This is a genomic window from Pseudomonas sp. ARP3 (assembly GCF_001029595.1).
Classification (GTDB): Bacteria; Pseudomonadota; Gammaproteobacteria; order Pseudomonadales; family Pseudomonadaceae; genus Aquipseudomonas; species Aquipseudomonas rhodesiae.
In genome coordinates this window covers 412,039-434,056 of the sequence record NZ_LEKF01000002.1, presented here as the reverse complement: position 1 = coordinate 434,056, position 22,018 = coordinate 412,039, and the positions used below count along the sequence as shown (strand labels likewise).

Below are 22,018 nucleotides of genomic sequence, written 5' to 3'. Positions count from 1 at the left end.
TCAGTGTTTAGACTAGGCGCGACAAAGCGTCGCGTCTAATTGCCTGTACTGATGCGCCGATAGATGACGTCGATCAAGACTCTATTTGCGATTTCTGATACAGCGCAAAACACGCCTCGGCCAATGCCGAACGCGGTGCACTGCGACGCATGATCAGCCCCAGCCGCGCGAGGGTGTGGGCGTTTTCGATCGGTTGCAGGCGCAGGTGCTCGGTGAGCGCTTCCAGCCCGCCCTCCAGCGGCATGACCGCACAACATAAACCGCCGTGCACCGCCTGCAATAACTGATGAACGGCATCGGTCTGCAGCAGCGGTTGTGGGTGCAGGCCACGACTGTGGAAGTTGTGGTCGATGGATTGGCGGAAGTGCATGCCGCTGGTGAGCATGCCCAGCGGCAGTTCGATCAGCGCTTCCCAGCTCAACGGTGTGTCGCCGAAGCTGAAGAAACGCTGGTCATATAGCAGCCCCATGCGGGTTTCGCCCAGGGCCAGGGAGTCGAAGCGTTCCGTGTCGAGACGCTCCAAATACGACACGCCCAGGTCCAGGCGATTGCTGGCCAGTTGTTCGAGGATCTGCTCGGAACTGAGTGCCGACAGCTCGAAGCGCAGGTTCGGATGCTCTTTATGCAACTGCTGCATCAGTGCCAAGGGATCGAAGCTCGACAACGGCACCACCCCCAGGCGCAACGTGCCCACCAGGTTGCCGCGACACGCCGCCGCTTCGGCCTGCAAACCGTCGTAGGCCGCCAGCACCGTCCGCGCCCACGCCAGTACCCGTTCGCCTGGCGCGGTAAAGCCTTCGAAGCGCTGGCCACGGTTGACCAGCGGCAAGTCCAGCTCTTCTTCCAGGCTGCGCAGGCGCATCGATAACGTGGGTTGGGTGATATGGCAACGGGCTGCGGCCTGGCCGAAGTGACGGGTCTCGTCGAGGGCGATGAGGAATTTCAGCTGTTTGATGTCCATCTTCGCTCCAGGGCTTATTCCAATGGCGTGGGGATTCTAGCGCGTTTGGGTCTTTGGTCGGTCTGGAACCCAAGTCTGCAGGACTGGTCTAGTCTTGGGCATCTGGAATTCATATCCCAAGGAGAGCGCACCATGAGTCTTTTAAGCTTTGTTAAGGAAGCCGGCGAGAAGTTGATCGACCTGTTGACGCCGGGTAATGCCAATGCCAGTGAGCAGTTGAAGGAACACGTGGCCAAAGTGGGTCTGGGTAATCCGAACGTGCAGACCAAGGTGGAGGGTGACAAGGTGACCGTCACCGGTGAAGTCGCCAGCCAGGAAGAGAAAGAGAAAATTCTGCTGGCGCTGGGCAATATTCAAGGTGTTGCGAGCGTGGACGACCAGATCACAGTATCCGGCCCGGTGGTGGCTGCCGCACGTTTCGTCGTGGTGAAAAAGGGCGACACTCTAAGTGCGATTTCTCTGGCGGTGTATGGCAACGCCAACCAGTACAACAAGATCTTCGAAGCCAACAAGCCGCTGTTGTCGCATCCGGACAAAATCTACCCAGGGCAGACGCTGCGTATTCCTGAGTAATACACGGAAGAAAAGTGGGTGGGGGCTCATCCCCCCCTCTCACCTCAGAGACCGACTATAAGATCGCGGTAGTCACCGACCGCTGCAAACTCGCCAGTGTCTTTCGGCCCCTTCTTGCTATCCGGTTCTTTTACCGCCAGCAAATGCCTTACGCCAAACGCCCCGGCGCTGCGTAGGATCGGCAGGGTATCGTCGATAAACAGACTGCGGGCCGGGTCGAACTCTATATCCGCTTGCAAAGCGTCCCAGAATTGCGGGTTTTCCTTGGCGAAACCGTAGTCGTGGGAACTGATCAACCGTTCGAAATAGGGCGCCAGCTCAATGCGTTCCAACTTCAACGACAGCGAATCGCGGTGAGCATTGGTGATCAGGATCACCCGCTTGCCGGCCTGTTTGATGGCCTGCAAAAACGTGTCCGCATCCGGGCGCAGGGCGATCAGGTGCGCGGTCTCCAGCTTGAGTTCGCGCACCGGGAGGTTGAGTTCTGCGCTCCAGAAGTCCAGGCAATACCATTGCAACTGTCCAGCGTTACGCTCGAACAGGGGCTGCAATTCCATCTCGGCCATGGCGCGGCTGACGCCATGCAGCTCGGCGTAACGCTGAGGCAGGTGTTCCATCCAGAAATGGTTGTCGTAATGCAGGTCCAGCAGGGTGCCGTCCATGTCCAGCAGGACGGTGTCGATGGCGTGCCAGGGCAAAGAGGGCATGGGCGTTCTCATCTAAGTAAAGATATCCGACACAGACAATCGGAAAAGCCACGGTATAGTAACCCGATCACGCCAAGGAGCCGCTTATGCGCCAGAAACCCACCGTCCTCGCCCGCGAAATAGTCGCCAGTAGCCGTTTGTTCCGCGTGGAGGAAGTGCAGCTGCGCTTCGCTAATGGCGTTGAACGGACCTACGAGCGCCTGGTGGGCCGGGGGAACGGTTATGGTGCGGTGATGATCGTGGCGATGATCGATGAGGACCATGCGTTGCTGGTGGAAGAATACTGTGGCGGCACGGACGAATATGAAGTGTCGCTGCCCAAAGGCTTGATCGAGCCCGGTGAAGATGTGCTGGCGGCCGCGGATCGGGAACTCAAGGAAGAGGCAGGCTACGGTGCCCGGCAGTTGGAGCACATTACCGAGTTGTCGCTGTCGCCTGGCTATATGAGCCAGAAAATCCAAGTGGTGCTGGCTACCGATCTGTACGAAGAACGTCTAGAAGGCGATGAGCCCGAGCCGATGCGGGTGGACAAGGTCAACCTGCGCGAGCTGTCGAGCCTGGCGCAGAACGAGCAATTCAGCGAAGGTCGCGCCCTTGCCGCGTTGTACCTTGTGCGCGATCTGTTGACCCAGCGTGGAGCCTTCAACGCATGAGCGAACTGTTTCTGGGTCACCCGTTTATCGCCCCTGTCATTGAACTGGCCCGCCAGGCGGGTGAAGCGATCCTGCCGTACTGGCGCGCGGATGTGGCCGTGACCTCCAAGGCTGATGACTCGCCGGTGACGGCGGCGGACCTGGCGGCGCACCACCTGATCCTCGCCGGCCTGACGGCCCTGGACCCCAGCATCCCGGTGCTCTCCGAAGAAGATGCCGATATCGACCAAAGCGTGCGTGCCGGCTGGCAGCGCTGGTGGCTGGTGGACCCGCTGGACGGCACCAAGGAATTCATCGCCGGCAGCGAAGAGTTCACCGTCAATATCGCGCTGATCGAACAGGGCCGCGTAGTGTTTGGCGTGGTCTCGATGCCCACCACTGGCCGTTGCTACTTCGGTGGCGCGGGCCTGGGGGCGTGGCGTTCGGATGTCAATGAAGCCCCACGGCAGATTCAAGTGCGCCAAGCGCCGGCGGAGGGCGAGTGCTTTACGGTGGTGGCCAGTCGTCGACACAGCAGCCCTGAGCAAGAGCGATTGCTGGAGGGGCTGAGCGAAGGGCTGGGCAAACTGGAGCTGGCGAATATCGGCAGTTCGTTGAAGTTTTGCCTGCTGGCCGAAGGCAGCGCCGATTGCTACCCGCGCCTGGCTCCGACCTCACAGTGGGACACCGCGGCCGCCCAAGGCGTGCTGGAAGGTGCCGGTGGCGAAGTGCTGGAATTGAGCGGTGCACCGTTCAGTTATCCAGCGCGGGAATCACTGCTCAATCCGTTCTTTTTGGCGCTGCCGGCCAAGGCGGCCTGGCGTGAACGTTTGTTGAGCTTGGCGCGTTCTTAAGACCTCAAGCGAGCTGACTGTGGGAGCTAGCCCCTTCCCACAGTTGTTTTGTATAGGGGGTTCTAGCGGTGCAGAACGTATTGGCCAGAGAAGGCGACCGCTCTTTCGTCACTGCCCTCATTCACGATCCAGGTGTCCAACGTCAACCGCGCCCGCCCATAGCGCTTGTAGGTGGCTAAAAAACGCTTCCACACCTTTTCCTCCGGCGCCTGGCAAATCACCGTGGCGTCCTGTGTCACCGGCAACGGATAACTGATCTGCCCCTCCTGAATCACGATATGCCCGTCCTCGATACCTTCCTCGCGCAACTGCAGGTGCAACCAACCCCAGCCCGCCAGCACCGCGCCGCAGTAGAGGCTGCCGCCGAACATAGTGCTCTTGTGGTTGATATTGGCTTGTAAGGGCAGGTGCAGCTGCAACTGGCGATCTTGCCAGTCGAGCACCTTGAGCCCCATTTCCCGGGTCAGGGGAATGTCATGGTGAAGGATGGATTCCAGGTAACGGCTGTCGCGGCTCATGGTGGCCTCTTGGCGGGTAGGAAGGGTCATTCGTCGTCGGCACTGTGCTGGGCGCTGTCGGCGAAGTTCAGCCCGTGCTTGCGCAGTTTGTCGTGCAAGGTCTTGCGCGGTACGCCGAGGGCTTCGGCGAGGCTGCGCAGAGAACTGTGGGGGCGGGCGAGTTCGGCGGCGATCAGGCTTTTTTCGAACTGTTCGACCTGTTCGCTCAAGCCGCCCGGCGTGGATGTCAGCACGCTGCCGGTGGGGTTGTCCGCCGAGCTGTCCAGGGCCAGCTCCAGGCCCAGTGCAAAGCGCTCGGCGGCATTCTGCAGTTCCCGCACATTACCCGGCCAGCTGTGGCGCAACAGCAATGCGCGCTGGCCCGGTTGCAGTTCGTGTAGCGGCAGGCCATGGCGACTGCTGGCTTCGTCGGCAAAGTGCTGGAACAACATCAGCGCATCCTCGCCCCGTTCGCGCAACGGCGGGATGCGCAGCGGCGCCACGTTGAGACGGTAATACAGGTCGGCGCGGAAGCGGCCCTGGTCGGCGGCCTGGCGCAGGTCTTCCTTGGTTGCGGCGATGATGCGGATGTCCAGTGGGATCAACTGGTTGCCGCCCAGGCGCTCGACCACGCGCTCCTGCAACAGCCGCAGGAGCTTGACCTGCACGTCCAGGCTCATGCTTTCGATTTCATCCAGAAACAACGTACCGCCATTGGCAAACTCGAACTTACCGATGCGGCGCTTCTGCGCACCGGTAAATGCGCCGGGTTCATGGCCGAACAGTTCGCTTTCGACCACCGACTCGGCCAGGGCCCCGGCGTTGATCGCCACGAACGGCCCGCTGCGTCGGCTCGACAGATCGTGCAACGCGCGCGCCACCACTTCTTTACCGGCGCCGGTTTCGCCGAGGATCAGCACGTCGGCCTTGGTCGCCGCCAGGGCGCCGATCTGCTCGCGCAGGCGCAGCATCTGCGGCGAATGCCCCACTAGGCGCGTGCTCAGTTGCTGGCGGTCACTAAGGGCCAGGCGCAGGCTGCGGTTGTCGAGCACCAATCGACGCAGAGCCAGGGCGCGGCGCACGCTATCGAGCAAAGCGTCGCTGGCGAAAGGCTTTTCGAGAAAGTCATAGGCCCCGGCGCGCATGGCTTGCACAGCCAGCGGTACATCACCGTGGCCGGTGATCAGCAACACCGGTAGATCCGGGTCCTGGCCGTGCAGCTCGGTCAGCAGTTCCAGGCCGTCCATGCCGGGCATGCGGATATCGCTGACCACCACACCCGGCCAGTCCCGCGACAGCTGAGCGGTGAGGCCGGTGGCTTCGGCCAAAGGCAGGACCTTCAGCCCGGCCAGGTCCAGGGTCTGGCACAGGGCCTGACGCAAGTGCGGGTCGTCGTCGATCAGCACCACCTGAATCTGGTTATCGATACTCATACACTGCGGTCCTCGGACGGTTGCAGACTGACGCCCGGCGAACCGGCACGCAATTTCAAAGTTAACAGCGCGCCGCCTTCCTTGTGGTTGGCAAACAGCAGTTCGCCGCCAAAGGCGCGCATCAGGGTTTCACAGATGGCCAGGCCCAACCCCAGGCCCTGGGTACGCGTCTTGGTGGTATAGAACGGCTCACTGGCGCGGCCCAGCGCTTCCATGCAGAAACCCGGGCCGTTGTCGCGAATGTAGAGGTTGACGCCGTGCTCGGTGGTTTCGGCACTCAGCCAGAGTTTGCGCGGCGGACCTTTTTCGGTCAGCGCGTCCAGGGCGTTGGCCAGCAGGTTGCCCAGCACCTGGCGCAGGCGGGTTTCGCCGGCCTGCACCCACAGCGTGGCTTCCGGCAGATCGCGGATCAATTCCACTTCCATCGAGCGGCGGCGCTTGGCCAGCAGCGCCAGGGCGTCATCGAGCGCCGGTTGCAGCGCCACGCTCTCGGGGGCGTGGCGGTCACGGCGGGCAAAGGCGCGCAGGTGGGCGATGATCGAGGCCATGCGCCCGGTCAATTCGCTGATCAGCTTGAGGTTGCCGCGCGCGTCGTCGGTGCGCTGGTGATCGAGCAGGATTTCGGCGTTTTCGGCGTAGCTGCGGATCGCAGCCAAGGGCTGATTGAGTTCGTGGCTGATGCTCGCCGACATGGTCCCCAGCGCCGACAGCTTGCCGGCCTGTACCAGGTCATCCTGAGCGCGTACCAGTTCCTGCTGGGCGTGTTCGCGCTCCAGCACTTCTTGTTTCAGGCGTCGGTTAAGGCCTTCCAGGTCGCTGGTCCGTTCGGCCACACGCATTTCCAGTTCGCGGCGAGCTTTGGCTTCAAAGGCGATGCGCTCCAGATAGTGGCGGCGGCGCTGCATCAACAGACCGAGCAACAGCATCAACACCAGCAGCGCCGCGCCGCCCACGGCCACCACGGTGCGCACCGGGCGGCTGATCAAGGATTTCGGCGCGAGGATTTCCACGTTCCAGCCGGTTTCGGCGATGGCCGTGGACTGGCGCAACCAGGCGGTGCTGCTCAGGTTCAGCGGCTGTGGATCGCGGGTCGGGTAGGGCTGGATTGCGATGATGGCCTGGCGCTCTTCGGGGGTGAGCGGGCGCGTGGCGCGGAATCGCCATTGCGGGCGTGACGTCAGGATCACCACGCCGTTGTGGTCGGTGACCAGCAGTTGTTCCGGGGTGTTACCCCACAGGCTTTCGGTGTGATCCAGGTCGACCTTGACCACCAGCACGCCGATGACTTTTTCACCGTCGCGCACCGCCGCGGCGAAGAAGTACCCGCGCTTGGCGGAGGTGGTGCCCAGGCCGAAGAATCGACCCAAGCGCCCGGCCATGGCTTCACTGAAGTAGGGGCGGAATGAAAAGTTACGTCCGACGAAGCTGTCCTGTTTATCCCAGTTCGACGCGGCGAGGGTCTTACCGGTGGTATCCATCAGATACATCACTTCCACGCCGGCCTGGGCCGCCACGTCTTTGAGCAGCAGGTTAGCGTTGGCCAGGTGAGTACTGACCTCGGGCGCCGCCAGCGCGGTGCGCAGGGCGGGCAGATCACCGAGGATCTGCGGCAGTACTTCGTAGCGGTGCAGGGTGCCCAACAGGTTGGCGACGTACAGGTCGAGGGTCTGGCGGTTTTGCCCGGCCAGCTCACTGCGATAGTAGCGCTCGGCCAGGTGCTCCAGCGGCCACAGCAGCGGTGCCAGGCACAACGCCAGCAATGCGAGGCTGCGCCAGCGGGGTCGTCGCGGAAGGGGTGGAGTCATAGGAGTCGTGCGCCTGGGGGTACAGGCGCATTATGCCTAGTGCGGCTGTGCAAGACACTCGCGCAGTGCGTCCAGCCAATGCGGTTGGGCGACATGCCACTGGTGCTGCAAGCGGCTGCAGTCCAGACGCGAGTTCAGCGGGCGTTTGGCGGGTGTCGGATAAGCACTGGAAGGGATAGGCTCCAACTCCGAGCAGGCTTTGCCGGTGGTTCGCAGGTGCTCGCCGATTGCTTCTGCAAAGCCGAACCACGACGTTTCGCCTTGGGCCGTCAGGTGATACACCCCCCACGCGCCGGCGGCCCCAGCCTGCCAATGTTCGATCAGGGCGCGAGTGCTGTCGGCGATGGTGCCGGCCCAGGTCGGCGCACCGATCTGGTCGGCGACGATACGCATCTGCGGCTTTTCCTGCAGCAGGCGCTGCATGGTCAGCAGGAAGTTCTTGCCGTGGTTGGAATACACCCAACTGGTGCGCAGAATCAGATGCTCGCCTCCCACTGCCGCAATCGCCTGCTCGCCGGCGAGCTTGCTTTGGCCATACACCCCCAACGGGTTCGGCGTATCGGTCTCGGTGTACGGCGCCGGTTTGCTGCCGTCGAACACGTAGTCGGTGGAGTAGTGGATCAGCGGCGCGCCCAGGGCCTTGGCCTCCTCAGCCAGAATGCCGGGGGCGATGGCATTGATGGCGAAGGCCACCTCCGGCTCGCTTTCGGCCTGGTCGACCGCCGTGTGGGCGGCGGCGTTGATGATCAGGTCGGGGCGGTGGGCACGGACCTGCTGGCGGATACGGTCGACGTTGGTCAGGTCCAGTTGCTCGCGACCCAGCACGATCAGTTCGCCGAGCGGGGGCAGACGCTGTTGCAGAGCCTGGGAGACTTGGCCGTGTTGGCCGGTGATGAGGATTTTCATGGGAACAGGTCCGCTTCCACCAAGCGTTTGCCGGCCTGGTCCTTGACGGAAAGTTGCGGCGTCTCGGTCAGTTGCCAATCAATTGCCAGCGTTGGGTCGTTCCATGCGATGCAGCGCTCAGCACTGGGCTGGTAGTAATCAGTGGTCTTGTAGAGAAACTCTGCGTATTCACTCAACACCACAAACCCATGAGCAAAACCTTCGGGTACCCACAGCTGGCGGTGGTTCTGAGCCGACAGACGGACCCCCACCCATTGACCGAAGTTCGGAGAACTGCGGCGAATGTCCACAGCCACGTCGAGCACCTCACCTGCGGTGACACGCACGAGTTTTCCCTGTGTGTGTGTCAACTGATAGTGCAAGCCCCGCAGCACGCCCTTTTGCGAGCGCGAATGGTTGTCTTGTACGAAGTTGCGTTCGAGGCCCGTGGCCTGCTTGAACGTGCTGGCGTTGAAACTTTCGTAGAAAAAACCTCGGTCGTCGCCATAGACTTTGGGTTCGAGGATTACAACACCGGGAAGTGAGGTTTCAACCACGTTCACTGGCTATCTCCCGCCAGCGAGTACAGGTATTGACCATAGCCGGTCTTGCCAAAATATTGGGCGCGCTGCAGCAGGTGGTTGCGGTCGATCCACTCATTCTCGTAGGCGATTTCTTCAAGACAAGCGACTTTCAGACCTTGGCGATGTTCGATGGTCTGCACGTACGTCGAGGCTTCGAGCAAGCTGTCGTGGGTGCCCGTGTCGAGCCAGGCAAAGCCACGCCCAAAGCGCTCCACATGCAGATCGCCACGCTGCAGGTACGCGTTGTTGACGTCAGTGATCTCCAGTTCACCGCGAGGCGAAGGCTTGACCGCCTTGGCGATCTTGATCACATCGTTGTCGTAGAAATACAGGCCGGTCACGGCGTAGCTGGACTTCGGTTTGGCGGGTTTTTCTTCGATTGATAGGGCGCGGCCTTCGTCGTCAAAGTCGATCACGCCGAAGCGCTCCGGGTCTTTGACCCAATAACCGAATACAGTGGCGCCGGACGGGCGATTGGCGGCTGTGCGCAATTGATCGCCGAAGTGCTGGCCATGGAAAATGTTGTCGCCCAGGATCAAGCAGACCGGGTCGTCACCGATAAACTCTTCGCCGATGATAAACGCCTGCGCCAGGCCATCCGGAGAAGGCTGTTCGGCGTAACTGAACCGCACGCCGAACTGGCTGCCGTCGCCAAGCAGGTTGCGGTATTGCGGCAAGTCCACCGGGGTTGAAATCACCAAGATGTCCTTGATCCCCGCCAGCATCAGCACTGAGATCGGATAGTAGATCATCGGCTTGTCGTACACCGGTAACAGCTGTTTGGACACACCCAGGGTAATGGGGTGCAAGCGCGTGCCGGAGCCACCGGCCAATACGATTCCCTTCATCATGCAATCAGATCCTTCATGTCGGTGTTGCCCAATCGTTCGCCCTGATAACTGCCGTCCTGGACCCTGCGGCACCATTCCAGGTTATCGAGGTACCACTGCACGGTTTTGCGCAGACCGGTTTCGAAGGTTTCTTCCGGAACCCAGCCCAGTTCGCGTTCGATCTTGCTGGCGTCGATCGCGTAGCGTTGGTCGTGACCTGGCCGATCCTTGACGAAAGTGATCAGGTCGGTGAATTGCGCGACGCCTGCGGGCCGTTGCGGCGCCAGTTCTTCCAGCAGGGAGCAGATACCGCGCACCACGTCGATGTTCTTTTGTTCGTTATGGCCGCCGATGTTGTAGGTCTCGCCGACCACACCTTCGGTGACCACTTTCAATAGAGCGCGGGCGTGGTCTTCGACGAACAGCCAGTCGCGTACCTGTAGACCATCGCCGTAGACCGGTAATGGCTTGCCCGCGAGGGCGTTGAGGATCACCAGCGGAATCAGCTTTTCGGGGAAATGGAACGGGCCGTAGTTGTTCGAACAGTTGGTCAGCAGCACAGGCAGGCCGTAGGTACGGTGCCAGGCGCGCACCAAGTGGTCGGATGCGGCCTTGCTGGCTGAGTAGGGCGAGCTGGGAGCGTAGGGCGTGGTTTCGGTGAACAGGTCGTCCACGCCGTGCAGGTCGCCATACACTTCATCGGTAGAAATGTGATGAAAGCGAAAGGCGCTTTTGGCCGGCTCGGTCAGCGTATGCCAGTAGGCACGGGCGGCTTCGAGCAGGCTGTAGGTGCCGACGATATTGGTCTGGATAAAATCCGACGGACCGTCAATCGAACGGTCGACATGGGACTCGGCGGCCAGGTGCATGATCGCATGGGGCTCGAAGCGTGCCAGCACGGCGCTGACGGTGGCCTGGTCGATGATATCGGCCTGGACAAACTCATAGCGACTGTTGGAGGCGATGCTGGTCAGCGACTCCAGGTTGCCGGCATAGGTGAGTTTGTCGAGGTTGAGCACTTCGTGCTCGGTGTGTTGAATCAGATGGCGGATCAGTGCTGAGCCGATAAATCCGGCGCCACCGGTGATGAAAATGCGCATGTCGGAGGGCCTTTTCCTTAGACGGACATTAAGCGGATGAAGCATAGCTTGAGTTGCGCAGCGGGCCGGCGCAAGCACGGTTATAAGCAGGGGGTTGCTTAACCCCCCAAAACAATGGCGATATACACGCCTAAAAATCAGAGGCTCTGACCATGCTGCTCGCCACGTTGATCCATCGCGCCAGTCTACCTTGCCCGCAAGTAGGCCTCGATCAGGCCACTCAACTCTTGGCGCAGCACTATGGCCTTGCTGGCACTTTGCAATCACTGGGCAGCCAGCAAGACCTCAATTATAGAGTCGACACCCCCCAGGGACAGTTTGTTCTGAAAATCTGCCGGGGTGACTACGCGGCGCTGGAGTTGCAGGCTCAGCACGCGGCGCTGGGTCACCTGCAGGCGCACGCCGAGGTGCGTGTGCCCAAGGTCATCAAGACCCTGGCCGGCGATGAATTGCTCACCCTGACGATCGGCGGGCAAACCCTGCATTTGCGGCTGCTGGACTATCTCGACGGCCAGCCGTTGACCCACATGCCGCACTTGGGCCGCGAGGTGATAGCCGGGTTCGGTGACCTGTGCGGCCGCATGAGCCTGGCGCTCGCGCCGTTCGAGCATGGGGGCCTTGAGCGCACGCTGCAGTGGGACCCGCGCCATGCTCAGGAACTGATCACCCACCTGCTGGCCAGCCTGGAACGCCTCCCGCACCGTGACACGTTGGAGCGCGTGGCCGCGCAGGTTCAAGCCCGGATTCGCCCCTTGGCCGAGCGCCTGCCGTGGCAAGCTGTTCACATGGACATCACCGATGACAACGTGCTGTGGCAGCGCGATGCCCAGCGTCATTGGCACATCCAGGGGGTGATCGACTTCGGCGATCTGGTTCACACCTGGCGCATCGCTGATCTGTCGGTGACTTGCGCGGCCCTGCTGCACCATGCCGAAGGCGACCCCTTTGCGATTTTGCCGGCGATCCAGGCCTGCCATGCCGTGACCCCTTTGCAACGCGAAGAGTTACAGGCGCTGTGGCCGCTGATCGTTGCGCGGGCTGCGGTGCTGGTGCTGAGCAGTGAGCAGCAGCAACGCCTGGACCCGCATAACAGCTACCTGCTGAAAAATGCCGAGCATGAGTGGGAAATTTTCCATGTGGCGACTTCGGTACCGTTCGAACTGATGGAAGCGGCGATTTTGAGCAGCGTTGGCGAAACGCCGACGCCCATCGCCAGCCAGGATTTTGCCCCACTGTTACCAGAGCTGGTCGGTCGCGAATTTGCGTTGATCGACCTCGGGGTGCTCAGCCCGCATTTCGAGGCTGGCAACTGGGAGACACCCGGTGTCGATCGCAGGCTGCTGGACGAAGCAGCAGCAGTTCACGGGTTGGCGGCCAGCCGCTACGGGCAATATCGGCTGTCGCGCACCGTCCCTGACAGTGCCGCCGAGCCGGAGACGTTTCCTCTGCACGTCGAGCTGCATGTGCCCCACGGCACGGTGCTGGAAGCGCCTTTCGCCGGTACATTGCACCAGGACGCCGATGGCGTTGTGAGCCTGCAGGGCGTCGAGTCGAGCGTTCGCTTGATGGGGGTCAAACCCTCCCTCAAACCGGGTGCGCTGCTGGTCAAAGGGCAAGTGTTTGGCGAGGTTCAAGCGCCGCTGACCGTACAACTGTGCCGCGCCGATCTCGAACCGCCGCTGTTTTGCACGCCTTCGCGCGCATCGGCCTGGCAAATCCTATGCCCTTCGCCTGCTGCTGTGCTGGGGCTGGCTTGCGACGCCGAGCCTGAACTGGACGCTCACGCCCTGCTGGCTCGCCGCGACGCCAGTTTTGCGCGCTCGCAAAAGCACTATTACACCGATCCGCCGCGTATCGAGCGGGGCTGGCGCAACCACCTGATCGACATGCAGGGGCGTTCCTACCTGGACATGCTCAACAACGTGGCGGTGCTCGGCCATGGGCATCCGCGCATGGCTGCGGTGGCGGCGCGGCAATGGTCGCTGCTCAACACCAACTCACGCTTTCACTACGCCGCCGTCACGGAGTTTTCCGAACGCCTGTTGGCCTTGGCGCCGGCGGGCATGGACCGCGTGTTTCTGGTCAACAGCGGCACCGAAGCAAACGACCTGGCCATTCGCCTGGCCTGGGCCTACAGCGGCGGGCGCGACATGCTCAGCGTACTGGAGGCGTACCACGGCTGGTCGGTGGCGGCGGACGCCGTGTCCACGTCGATTGCCGATAACCCCCAGGCTTTGAGCAGTCGTCCGGACTGGGTGCATCCAGTGACGGCGCCCAACACCTATCGCGGTGAGTTCCGCGGGCAGGACAGTGCCCCAGACTATGTACGCAGTGTGGAACACAACCTGGCGAAAATTGCTGCCAGCAAACGCCAACTGGCAGGCTTTATCTGCGAACCGGTATATGGCAACGCCGGTGGCATCTCCCTGCCGCCGGGCTATCTGCAACAGGTGTATGGCCTGGTGCGCGCTCAGGGCGGCGTGTGTATCGCCGATGAAGTGCAAGTCGGTTATGGGCGCATGGGGCGCTTCTTCTGGGGCTTCGAGGAGCAGGGCGTGGTGCCCGACATCATCACCATGGCCAAAGGCATGGGCAACGGCCAGCCACTGGGGGCCGTGATCACTCGCCGCGAAATCGCCGAAGCGCTGGAGGCTGAAGGCTACTTCTTCTCGTCTTCTGGCGGCAGCCCGGTCAGTTGCCGGATCGGCATGGCAGTGCTGGATGTGATGGAGGAAGAAAAGCTGTGGGAAAACGCCCAAGTAGTCGGTGGACATTTCAAAGCTCGCCTGGAAGCCCTGATCGAGCGTCACCCGTTGGTTGGCGCGGTGCATGGGTCCGGTTTCTACCTTGGCCTGGAACTGGTTCGCGACCGGCACACCCTGGAGCCTGCCACCGAGGAAACCAAAATACTGTGCGACCGCTTACGGGAGTTGGGCATTTTCATGCAGCCTACCGGCGATTATCTGAACATCCTCAAGATCAAACCACCGATGGTCACTTCCCGCAGCAGCGTGGATTTCTTCGTCGACATGCTGTCGAAGGTGCTCGATGAACAGTTATAAATAGTCGATTCTTATCGATAATTAGGCCGGATGCTTCAGGCTGAAGCCTCTTAACTGCTTTTAAAGCCGATTTTTATCCGTTATAAAGTCGGCCATCACCCCTTCGGAGCACCGAACGCCATGACCACTTTGCACAGCACTCCCCGCGCCGATGGCTTCCATATGCCCGCCGAATGGGCGCCACAGACCCAGACCTGGATGATCTGGCCTGAGCGCCCGGACAACTGGCGCCTGGGTGGCAAGCCGGCGCAGGCGGCCCATGTGGCCGTGGCCAAGGCTATTGCGCGGTTCGAGCCGGTGACGGTGTGTGTGTCCGCCGGCCAATACGAAAACGCGCGGGCGCGTTTGGATGTACCGAATATTCGCGTGGTGGAAATGTCCAGCGATGACGCTTGGGTACGGGACACCGGCCCGACCTTCGTGATCAACAACAGCGGCGAAGTGCGCGGCGTCAATTGGGATTTCAACGCTTGGGGCGGTTTCGACGGCGGCCTCTACGCGCCGTGGAACCGTGACACACAGGTGGGCGGCAAAATCCTTGAGATCGAGCGCGCCCCCCGTTACCGCACCGAAGGTTTTGTGCTGGAGGGTGGTTCGATCCACGTTGATGGCGAAGGCACCCTGATCACCACCGAAGAATGCCTGCTCAACCGCAATCGTAACCCGCACCTCGACCGCGCCGAGATCGAAGCGGTGCTGAGTGCCAATCTGGCGGTGGATAAAATCATCTGGTTGCCGGACGGCCTGTTCAACGATGAAACCGATGGCCATGTGGATAACTTCTGCTGCTACGTGCGCCCGGGCGAAGTGTTGCTGGCCTGGACCGATGACCCGCAAGACCCGAACTACGCGCGCTGCCATGCCGCCATGGACGTCCTGCAACGCAGCACCGATGCCCAGGGCCGCTCGTTTACAGTGCACAAAATGCCGATTCCGGGGCCCTTGTTTGCTACCGAAGAAGAATGTGCCGGAGTCGACCCGGTGGATGGCTCCCAGGAACGTAATCCGACCGTGCGGTTGGCGGGTTCCTACGTCAACTTCCTGATCGTCAACGGCGGCATTATCGCGCCTAGCTTCGACGATCCGCTCGACCATGAAGCCAAGCGCATCCTGCAGGACCTGTTCCCGCAGCATGAAGTGGTGATGGTGCCGGGTCGTGAATTGTTACTGGGTGGCGGCAATATTCACTGCCTGACTCAACAGCAGCCTGCGCCGCACAAAAACTGAGTGCGGTTGTAACAGCGCTTCAACGACGACCTGGCGCTACGCGCCTCCAGCGTCCAAGGCAAGCCCGCGGCCCTACTAGCCCGCGGGCTTTTTTGCGCGCGCAGGCCCCTGAACCTGGCGCATTGGCATAGCTCTTGTATCGGTTTTGCCATAGCAGTGGCCCAAGGTGATGACTGCGCAGTTCTGTCATAAACCTTGAGTAAGTTAGCCGCTCACGCAGTCGGAGAGAGCGCTGAAATGAACGTCGAAATCAACCCCATGCGCGCGCGCCCGCTTCATCCTTCACGGGTCGACAGTGACGCCATCCATGCCCTGGCGCTCTGGTTGAAGGAAAACAGCGCGCGGCAGGTCAGGCAACCCGACCTGCGCAGTGTCTTGAGTGAACGCTACCCGCAGGGGTTGTTCAGTGAGGATGAAGTGCACGCGCTGTGCGAGCTGATGCACAGCACGCTCACCCCCATACAGGCTTCCAGTCTCTAGAAGCTATAAGTGCCCGTCACCACCAGGCTGCGCGGATCTCCCGGCTGGATCTGCGCAACGCTGGTGGCCGACGCGTAGTAGGTTTTGTCGGCGATGTTGTTCAGCGCCGCCGTCACATCCCACGTCTTTTGACGAAAGCCGGCCAAGGCGTCCCAGCGGCCATAGCCTGGCAGGACCACGGTGTTGAGGCTGTCGGCATAGCGGTCGCCGACCAGCGTCAGGCCGGTTTCTGCGTACCAGCCCATTTCCGGTTTCCAGGTCAGGAACAGGCTGGCGTTACGTTTGGCCACGTCACTGACGCGCTTGCCTTCAAAGCCGTTGTTGTCCTTCTCCACCTTCGCATCCTGCAGGCCTACACCGCCGCGAACATACCAGTTGCCGCCGATCTTGCCGGTGGCTTTCAACTCCACGCCTCGTGAGCGCTGCAGGCCGCTGAGCAAGGTGATGGAGCGGTCGAGCGGATCGCTGGTACGGCGGTTGTAGAGTTCCAGTTCGTATACGGCCAGGGTGGTGCTCAAGCGATCGTCGAGCCAATCGCTTTTCACGCCGATTTCTTTTTGTTTGGTCAGTTCGGGGCTCAGATCGTTGACGCCGCCGGATGCGTTTGGGGTGATGCCGATCAAACCGCCACCCGCAGGAGAAAAGGTCTTGCTCCACGAGGCGTAGAACGAGTGGTTTTCCAGTGGCGTCCACACCAGGCCAAAACGTGGGCTGGTACTGTGATTCTTCACCGCTTGTTGGGTATTCAGCAGCTTGTTGGTGGTGTCCACCTCGAAACGGTCATAGCGCAAACCAGCGAGCACTTGCCATTGATCGTTCAGGCGCAGTTGGTCTTGCACATACAACGCACGGCTATCCACCTCGGTGTGGTTATTGCTCGACGCGCTCATGCGCCCGGTGTGGCTCAGGTGGCGATCAGGCTGGTTGAGGTCCAGATCTGGCACGGCCTGGCCCCCACGGTTCACGGCGGTGGCGGTGTACAGCTTCGGATCGCGATGCTGGCTGCCCAGCTCAAGGCCCGTGAGCACACGGTGTTCCAGGCCGTACGTGCTGAAACCGCCCTCCATTTCCAGGTTATTGAACACATTGCGAGTGGTCAGATCCTGCTGCCAGCGTTGGCGCGTCACGCGGTTGGTCGCAGCGGTGTAGCCGGTCTGGTAGGTGTTGTCGAAATCGCTGTCGAGTTTGAACACGCCCAGGGTGTGGCGCAGTTGCCAATTGTCATTGAGTTCATAGGCGAGTTTGGACCGTAACGACTGGGTTTTATCGTCGATGTAGTCGCGGTTATCAAAGTAGGTAGTGCTGCGGCTTACGTCGGCAGGGCGGCCGTTGACACCGGGAACGCCGCGGTCCGGGGTGCGGTTGTAACGACTGTATTCGTACTGCACCAGCCAGTTGAGGTCCGGGGTCAGTTGCCAACTCATGGACGGCGCAAACAACTGACGACTGCCGCTCACGTCGTCGCGGAAACTGTTGTTGTCCTGGTTGCCCATGTTCAGGCGCAGGCTGATGTTATCGCTGGGGTCGGTGCTCAGGTCGGCGTACACACTACGCCAATCATTGCTGCCACCCTGGACTTCGAGGGTTGAGGCGCGCCCAGCCGAAGGCAATTTGCTTACGCGGTTGACGATACCGCCCTGGCCGCCACGTCCGTAGAGCACTGCCGCCGGCCCTTTAAGCACTTCGATGCGTTCGATGTTGTGCAGGTCGCGCACGTATTGGCTGTCGTCGCGAATGCCGTCCAGGTAGAAATCGTTACTCGCGTCGAAGCCACGGATACGCAAGCTGTCGAAGCGTGTGTCGGCGCCACTGCTGACGTTGGGAATACCGCTGAGCGCTTGGCCGAGGTCATTGGTGCCATAGGCGCGCAGATTTTCCGTCTTTACCGAGTCGATGGCCTGGGGTACGTAACGCACTGGCGTTGCCGTGCGGGTGGCAGTATTGGTGGCTTTGACGCGCGGGTCGTCTTCGTCGGCGTCGGCGCTGATCGATGTGGCGGGTAAAGTGGTGGTGGCGCAGGCGAAACCGGCAGACAACAGTACAGAAAGCCCAAGGGTGATGGGCGTCAGGCGAGGGGCGGGCATGGAGAAATGCATCCAGAAGGTTTTGGAAAAACAGCGCGCTAATGGTAATGCTTCGCATTTGCGTGCGTTATCCATTACTAAACGTATCCACCATGAGATATGTTACTGGATGTGTTTACAGACGATTGGAAAGCGTTTTTTTGTCGTTTTCAGATATGCCAGCGACAGGCTCTTAGAATTATTTCGCCTAAATACAGATGATTCGCGAAATTGACACATAGTTCAACGCGCGACTAGGATTGCGCCCAACGCCTGTGGCTAACCGCCATGACTCTTCCAATAAAAAAAGGCCCGCGGCATGTTCAGTCGTCCGCGGGCTTTCTTTTTTCTGGAAAAAGTCGATATCAGAAAGCGACATGGAGCCTGGTATCACAGCGCGTACTCAACCCGTAATAAGGAATACAAGAATATGTTGAAGCAACGGATGAGTCTGATCGCTCTGGGGATTTTGAGCGCATCGACAGCAATGGCTAATGACCAAGACCAATCCAAGGGTTTTGTCGAAGACAGCCACCTGAATATCGCCGCACGTAACGCTTATATCAGCCGTGACTACAAAAACGGCAAGCAAGACAAAGCCGAGTGGGGCCAGGGTTTCATCGGTAAATTCGAGTCCGGCTTCACCCAGGGCACCGTCGGTGTGGGTGTGGACGTGATCGGTCAGTACGCTATTCGCTTGGACGGCGGTAAAGGCCGCAGCGGCGCTGGCGGCATCGACTTCTTTAAGCAAGGCGATAGCGGCTCGGCCGCAGACGACCTGGCCAAAGGCGGCGCTGCCGTGAAGTTCCGGGTGTCCAACACCGTGCTCAAGTACGGTGATCAGTTCCCTAACGTCCCGGTTCTGGCCTACGACAACTCCCGCCTGTTGTCCGAAACCTATACCGGCACCTCGATCGTTTCCAAAGAGATCGAAGGCCTGCAACTGGACGCCGGTCACTTCACCAAGGAAGCGCGTAAGAGTGCTGAAGGTACCGACAGCGGTAACCTCAAGAGCATCAATTACCTCGGTGGTAGCTATAAATTCACCGAAAGCCTGTCCGCCGCTCTGTACGCGTCCGATATGGAAGACGTGCTGAAAAAGCAATACGTCAACGTCAACTACGTGCTGGCCTTGCCAGAAAAGCAGTCGCTGACCTTTGACTTCAACGGCTACAAAACCAAGTTGGACAAGAGCTTCGCCGAACAGCGCGGCGATGCCGATGCCCGTGATAACAAAATCTGGAGCCTGGGCGCTACCTGGGCTGTCGGCCCACACAGTTTCACCGTGGCCCATCAGCGCAGCACTGGCGATACCGGCTACCTGTATGGCGGCTACCGCGATAACACTCCGGACACCGGCTTCGGTGACGGCGGCAACACCATCCTGCTGGCCAACTCCTACTGGTCCGACTTCAACGGTAAAGACGAGCGCTCCTGGCAGGTCGGTTACGGCCTGGACTTCAGCACCTTCGGCGTGCCTGGCCTGACCTACAACGTGGCCTACGTGCGCGGCACCAACATCGATGACGGCTCCAACCGTGGCGATGGCACCGAGCGTGAAATCTTCAACCAGTTCAAGTACGTCGTTCAGAGCGGCCCGGCCAAAGACCTGAGCCTGCGCGCTCGTGCGTCCTGGTTGCGCGTTTCCAACAACGCCAGCAACTACAACGTGGGCGGTAACGAACTGCGTCTGTTCGCTGACTACCCAATCAACGTGTTCTGATTGACCGCACGTTGCGCCTGATGTCAGGCGATAAAAAACCCCGACTGGTTCGGGGTTTTTTTATAAGCGCCGATCAGTCCTGACGGCTTTGCAAGATGCTGCGCGCCAGCGACGCGTTCACGTAATCGGTTATCAGCGACAGCCCTTCATAAGGCGCGATCTTTCGGTTATCGATGCACAACTGCGCCATCTGCAACACCACCAGGCGCTTCTTCTTATTGAGTCGCACCCCCGGCACGCCGAACGCCGTTTTGCGCAGTTCGGGCAGCGGTGCTTCGTCCGTCAGTTCAAGCGTGAGCCAGATGCCTTGGATCGGTTGCAGCGACACATTGGCGATATGCTCGATCGGCAGCGGTTGCGCCAGGTTGGCAAACACAAAATGCTCCGGCGTGAGCCGCAGCGCGATCTGCGGCGCGCGTTTGTAACGGCGCACGCCCAGCCACACAAAGATCAGCGCGATGCTGGCGATGGCCGCGCCGGCACCGAAGGTCGACAGCGGCGTGCCTTTCACGCGCGATGGATCAAGCCAAGGCAGACTCATAATCAGCAGCCCGAGTACCACAAACGGCACCGCCAGTACCGTCGTGATCAGGGCGCGCCGCTGGCCACCCTCGTGTAAGGCGTGTTCGCCCTGAGCGGAAGCGGCCAGTGTTTCCAGCATTTCGGTTTGTGCCTCGTCTTCGGCGACCACGGCCTGGATCAAGTCGTCGGACAGCTGTTCGCTAAGCGCTGACACCGAACTGAAAAAAACCGCCAACTGCGCCTGCGCCGCCTCGACATCCACCGCGCGGGTAGCGTTGCGCGTGGTCTCATCCAGCGACACGTTCAGGGCTTGCAGGCGTTCGCCGTTGGAAGGGTGGGAGTCGGTCGGGTGTGGTTGGTGAATGTCCAGTGCGTCAGGCGGCAGTTGCAAGGCTTGTTCGCGTAATGCAATCAGCACACCCTGGGTCAGGTCTGCGGTCGACGCCGTCTCGCACAGCGTGATCAACGCGTCCTCGAGGTGCGGTTGCAACACCGAAACGCGCAGCAAGGCCGAGGCTGCCGCCCCATTACCGGCCAACCGCGCGCCGGCGGCATCGGCCAGCAGTTCGCGCTCGCGACTCCAGTGGTTCACCGCGTGGTCGAAGCGCTGTATGAAAAACACCCCGAACAGAAACGACGGACGCATCAGCCACCCTTGGATCAGATCGCTGGCCAGCAATGTCTCTTGCAGCGCCTCCAGGCTGCGATTGACCCCATCGTAGATCGGCAGAAAACGCAGGCTGTACTCTGTGTCCTGCCCGACAAAGTGCGCCAGCTCATGGCCAATCACGGCATTGATTTCCGCCGGATTCAGCAGCCCCAGATACGGCAACGGCACGTGCAACGTCCGCCCATGCAGCGAGGTGTGCGCCGGCAGCAATGTGGCGTCGCTGGACGTGACGTAAAAGCCTTGGGCCAAGCTCACCACGATATGGTCGGGCGGCAAAGCACCGAGCCGCCCCGCCAATTCACTCACCAGGCGCCATAAACCTGGAGCCTGTACGGGCGCAACTTCCCGCGCGAAAATCTCCATGGGCGCCGGCGTGAACATCACCAGCATGTGGCGCAATTGCCGCAGCAGCAGCCAGATGGAATACAGGCAGAACGCCGCAACCACCCCCAGCACCGCCATCAGCTTGACTTCACCACTGCCCAACCGGCCTACATGCCACATCCCCAAGCCTTCGAAGCACAAGGCTAGCGCCACTGCCGCCGCCATCGCCACCACATGGCTCACCAGCCCATAAGGCAACAACCGACTGCCTTGGGTGAACACGCGCAGTAATGTTTCTCGCGATTGCAACGCCCGCCGTCCCGCCCAGTGCGTCCCGGCCAACGCCGCCAGGCCGATCACCGCCGCCAGCAAACCGAACCCCACCACCCACGGCGCCAACCCGCGCATCGCCCGATTCACCTGATGAGCCGTGGGTAACTCCGCTTCGATCTTTTCCAGGCGCGAGAGCGCCAACTGCACGCTGATCTTCTCATTCGGCAGATCGACACTGGCCATAGGGTTCCTCGCCGCCAGCGCCCGCAGTTGCTGTTTCGCAATGCTCACATTGCTGTGGTAATCGATCATCGCATTGCTCATCTCCTCCGCGCGCTGACGCTCCCAGTTACCCAGGGCGGCCAACAGCAGCGGGAAAATCACCAAAAGAGCGACGAGTTTTAGAGCGTTCATGGGAATCCGTTCGGGACGCTTGGGGATGTTGGTTATACCGAAAAGGGTTGGGGCTGGGCAAAGTGCTTTGCATACGTTTGGCGGTCAGAGCATCTGATTGCTGCCGATGCGAGAACATGGGAAGTCATATCCCGAGCCTACGAACAATTGAAATGATGGTCCCCTTATCTTCTGTTCAACACATTCATCGGTGTGTTCGCCATACACTTAGTGCGCCAGTTAAAGCGGGCGGAGGATGAAGTACCGACTGATGCGCCGCGTTCCTATTGAGTCGGAGGCGGACGAGGAACGCCAGCAGGCTCAGATCAGCGTGAGCAAAGGCGTGGGAAATTTTCGGTCGCTGTTCGTGAACATGTCGGGGGGCTAGAATCGCTATCCTATCTTTAACTATTTGTTTTT

General features: G+C 60.7%; 18 protein-coding genes and 1 pseudogene. 8 read left to right on the top strand and 11 right to left on the bottom strand.

Annotated elements, in window-relative coordinates:
- Positions 1 to 73: 73 nt before the first annotated feature.
- The gene (locus ABX75_RS03695; RefSeq protein WP_034095371.1) at positions 74 to 961 is read right to left on the bottom strand and encodes a LysR family transcriptional regulator; all 888 of its coding nucleotides are present in this window, start codon (positions 959 to 961) and stop codon (positions 74 to 76) included.
- A gap of 132 nt (positions 962 to 1,093) precedes the next feature.
- On the opposite strand from ABX75_RS03695, the gene lysM reads away from it, so the two are divergent.
- Positions 1,094 to 1,534: a peptidoglycan-binding protein LysM gene (gene lysM / locus ABX75_RS03690; protein WP_034111333.1), complete on the top strand. Its 441-nt coding sequence runs from the start codon at positions 1,094 to 1,096 to the stop codon at positions 1,532 to 1,534.
- Between the two features lie 44 nt (positions 1,535 to 1,578).
- On the opposite strand, the gene yrfG is transcribed toward lysM, so the two are convergent.
- Complete coding sequence (gene yrfG, locus ABX75_RS03685; protein ID WP_034095373.1) at positions 1,579 to 2,241, bottom strand: GMP/IMP nucleotidase; 663 nt, start codon at positions 2,239 to 2,241, stop codon at positions 1,579 to 1,581.
- An 86-nt stretch (positions 2,242 to 2,327) separates the two neighbouring features.
- Here yrfG and nudE point away from each other — a divergent pair, with 86 nt between their 5' ends.
- Both nudE and cysQ read left to right on the top strand, forming a co-directional pair.
- A complete protein-coding gene (nudE, locus tag ABX75_RS03680) occupies positions 2,328 to 2,894 on the top strand; it encodes an ADP compounds hydrolase NudE (RefSeq protein WP_034095374.1) in 567 nt (188 codons plus the stop codon).
- Positions 2,891 to 3,727: a 3'(2'),5'-bisphosphate nucleotidase CysQ gene (gene cysQ, locus ABX75_RS03675; RefSeq protein WP_034095375.1), complete on the top strand. Its 837-nt coding sequence runs from the start codon at positions 2,891 to 2,893 to the stop codon at positions 3,725 to 3,727. The genes nudE and cysQ overlap by 4 nt, the downstream gene beginning before the upstream one ends.
- A gap of 62 nt (positions 3,728 to 3,789) precedes the next feature.
- On the opposite strand, the gene ABX75_RS03670 is transcribed toward cysQ, so the two are convergent.
- From ABX75_RS03670 to rfbB, 7 genes are read right to left on the bottom strand one after another with little or no spacing between them, the layout of a single operon-like run.
- Positions 3,790 to 4,245, bottom strand: a complete 456-nt coding sequence (locus tag ABX75_RS03670; protein ID WP_034095376.1) for a YiiD C-terminal domain-containing protein — start codon at positions 4,243 to 4,245, stop codon at positions 3,790 to 3,792.
- Between the two features lie 26 nt (positions 4,246 to 4,271).
- A complete protein-coding gene (locus tag ABX75_RS03665) occupies positions 4,272 to 5,657 on the bottom strand; it encodes a sigma-54 dependent transcriptional regulator (protein ID WP_034095377.1) in 1,386 nt (461 codons plus the stop codon).
- Positions 5,654 to 7,462 carry an ATP-binding protein gene (locus ABX75_RS03660; RefSeq protein ID WP_034111337.1) on the bottom strand — a complete coding sequence of 603 codons (1,809 nt, stop codon included), beginning with the start codon at positions 7,460 to 7,462 and terminating at the stop codon, positions 5,654 to 5,656. Before ABX75_RS03660 ends, ABX75_RS03665 begins: the two co-directional genes overlap by 4 nt.
- A 36-nt stretch (positions 7,463 to 7,498) precedes the next feature.
- Positions 7,499 to 8,368: a dTDP-4-dehydrorhamnose reductase gene (gene rfbD, locus ABX75_RS03655; protein WP_034111338.1), complete on the bottom strand. Its 870-nt coding sequence runs from the start codon at positions 8,366 to 8,368 to the stop codon at positions 7,499 to 7,501.
- Entirely contained in the window at positions 8,365 to 8,910 is a 546-nt protein-coding gene (gene rfbC, locus ABX75_RS03650) for a dTDP-4-dehydrorhamnose 3,5-epimerase (RefSeq protein ID WP_034111339.1), read from the bottom strand. Before rfbC ends, rfbD begins: the two co-directional genes overlap by 4 nt.
- Positions 8,907 to 9,782 (bottom strand): glucose-1-phosphate thymidylyltransferase RfbA, encoded by an 876-nt coding sequence (gene rfbA, locus ABX75_RS03645; protein WP_047881470.1) that lies wholly within the window; start codon positions 9,780 to 9,782, stop codon positions 8,907 to 8,909. Before rfbA ends, rfbC begins: the two co-directional genes overlap by 4 nt.
- Complete coding sequence (rfbB, locus tag ABX75_RS03640) at positions 9,779 to 10,861, bottom strand: dTDP-glucose 4,6-dehydratase (protein WP_034111343.1); 1,083 nt, start codon at positions 10,859 to 10,861, stop codon at positions 9,779 to 9,781. Before rfbB ends, rfbA begins: the two co-directional genes overlap by 4 nt.
- Positions 10,862 to 11,013: 152 nt before the next feature.
- On the opposite strand from rfbB, the gene ABX75_RS03635 reads away from it, so the two are divergent.
- The 3 genes from ABX75_RS03635 to ABX75_RS03625 all read left to right on the top strand — a co-directional run bounded on the left by ABX75_RS03635 (position 11,014) and on the right by ABX75_RS03625 (position 15,630).
- Positions 11,014 to 13,923 carry an aminotransferase gene (locus tag ABX75_RS03635; RefSeq protein ID WP_047881469.1) on the top strand — a complete coding sequence of 970 codons (2,910 nt, stop codon included), beginning with the start codon at positions 11,014 to 11,016 and terminating at the stop codon, positions 13,921 to 13,923.
- 120 nt (positions 13,924 to 14,043) lie between these two features.
- A complete protein-coding gene (aguA, locus tag ABX75_RS03630; protein ID WP_034095384.1) occupies positions 14,044 to 15,150 on the top strand; it encodes an agmatine deiminase in 1,107 nt (368 codons plus the stop codon).
- 237 nt (positions 15,151 to 15,387) lie between these two features.
- The gene (locus tag ABX75_RS03625) at positions 15,388 to 15,630 is read left to right on the top strand and encodes a hypothetical protein (protein ID WP_034095385.1); all 243 of its coding nucleotides are present in this window, start codon (positions 15,388 to 15,390) and stop codon (positions 15,628 to 15,630) included.
- On the opposite strand, the gene ABX75_RS03620 is transcribed toward ABX75_RS03625, so the two are convergent.
- A complete protein-coding gene (locus ABX75_RS03620; RefSeq protein ID WP_047881468.1) occupies positions 15,627 to 17,714 on the bottom strand; it encodes a TonB-dependent siderophore receptor in 2,088 nt (695 codons plus the stop codon). The two genes, ABX75_RS03625 and ABX75_RS03620, sit on opposite strands and share 4 nt — an antisense overlap.
- Before the next feature lie 409 nt (positions 17,715 to 18,123).
- On the opposite strand from ABX75_RS03620, the gene ABX75_RS03615 reads away from it, so the two are divergent.
- Positions 18,124 to 19,416, top strand: a complete 1,293-nt coding sequence (locus ABX75_RS03615) for an OprD family porin (protein WP_034095387.1) — start codon at positions 18,124 to 18,126, stop codon at positions 19,414 to 19,416.
- Between the two features lie 73 nt (positions 19,417 to 19,489).
- Here the strand turns inward: ABX75_RS03615 and ABX75_RS03610 are convergent, their stop codons facing one another.
- A complete protein-coding gene (locus ABX75_RS03610) occupies positions 19,490 to 21,619 on the bottom strand; it encodes a M48 family metallopeptidase (protein ID WP_047881467.1) in 2,130 nt (709 codons plus the stop codon).
- Positions 21,620 to 21,890: 271 nt separating this feature from the next.
- Here ABX75_RS03610 and ABX75_RS29600 point away from each other — a divergent pair.
- Positions 21,891 to 21,983: pseudogene (locus tag ABX75_RS29600) on the top strand (phage portal protein); the annotation flags it as partial.
- Positions 21,984 to 22,018 lie beyond the last annotated feature (35 nt).

What these genes read in the sequence shown, in the direction of transcription:
- ABX75_RS03695 (WP_034095371.1), bottom strand. Translation starts at nt 961, where the DNA reads ATGGACATCAAACAGCTGAAATTCCTCATCGCCCTCGACGAGACCCGT.
- lysM (WP_034111333.1), top strand. Translation starts at nt 1,094, where the DNA reads ATGAGTCTTTTAAGCTTTGTTAAGGAAGCCGGCGAGAAGTTGATCGAC.
- yrfG (WP_034095373.1), bottom strand. Translation starts at nt 2,241, where the DNA reads ATGCCCTCTTTGCCCTGGCACGCCATCGACACCGTCCTGCTGGACATG.
- nudE (WP_034095374.1), top strand. Translation starts at nt 2,328, where the DNA reads ATGCGCCAGAAACCCACCGTCCTCGCCCGCGAAATAGTCGCCAGTAGC.
- cysQ (WP_034095375.1), top strand. Translation starts at nt 2,891, where the DNA reads ATGAGCGAACTGTTTCTGGGTCACCCGTTTATCGCCCCTGTCATTGAA.
- ABX75_RS03670 (WP_034095376.1), bottom strand. Translation starts at nt 4,245, where the DNA reads ATGAGCCGCGACAGCCGTTACCTGGAATCCATCCTTCACCATGACATT.
- ABX75_RS03665 (WP_034095377.1), bottom strand. Translation starts at nt 5,657, where the DNA reads ATGAGTATCGATAACCAGATTCAGGTGGTGCTGATCGACGACGACCCG.
- ABX75_RS03660 (WP_034111337.1), bottom strand. Translation starts at nt 7,462, where the DNA reads ATGACTCCACCCCTTCCGCGACGACCCCGCTGGCGCAGCCTCGCATTG.
- rfbD (WP_034111338.1), bottom strand. Translation starts at nt 8,368, where the DNA reads ATGAAAATCCTCATCACCGGCCAACACGGCCAAGTCTCCCAGGCTCTG.
- rfbA (WP_047881470.1), bottom strand. Translation starts at nt 9,782, where the DNA reads ATGATGAAGGGAATCGTATTGGCCGGTGGCTCCGGCACGCGCTTGCAC.
- rfbB (WP_034111343.1), bottom strand. Translation starts at nt 10,861, where the DNA reads ATGCGCATTTTCATCACCGGTGGCGCCGGATTTATCGGCTCAGCACTG.
- ABX75_RS03635 (WP_047881469.1), top strand. Translation starts at nt 11,014, where the DNA reads ATGCTGCTCGCCACGTTGATCCATCGCGCCAGTCTACCTTGCCCGCAA.
- aguA (WP_034095384.1), top strand. Translation starts at nt 14,044, where the DNA reads ATGACCACTTTGCACAGCACTCCCCGCGCCGATGGCTTCCATATGCCC.
- ABX75_RS03625 (WP_034095385.1), top strand. Translation starts at nt 15,388, where the DNA reads ATGAACGTCGAAATCAACCCCATGCGCGCGCGCCCGCTTCATCCTTCA.
- ABX75_RS03620 (WP_047881468.1), bottom strand. Translation starts at nt 17,714, where the DNA reads ATGCCCGCCCCTCGCCTGACGCCCATCACCCTTGGGCTTTCTGTACTG.
- ABX75_RS03615 (WP_034095387.1), top strand. Translation starts at nt 18,124, where the DNA reads ATGTTGAAGCAACGGATGAGTCTGATCGCTCTGGGGATTTTGAGCGCA.
- ABX75_RS03610 (WP_047881467.1), bottom strand. Translation starts at nt 21,619, where the DNA reads ATGAACGCTCTAAAACTCGTCGCTCTTTTGGTGATTTTCCCGCTGCTG.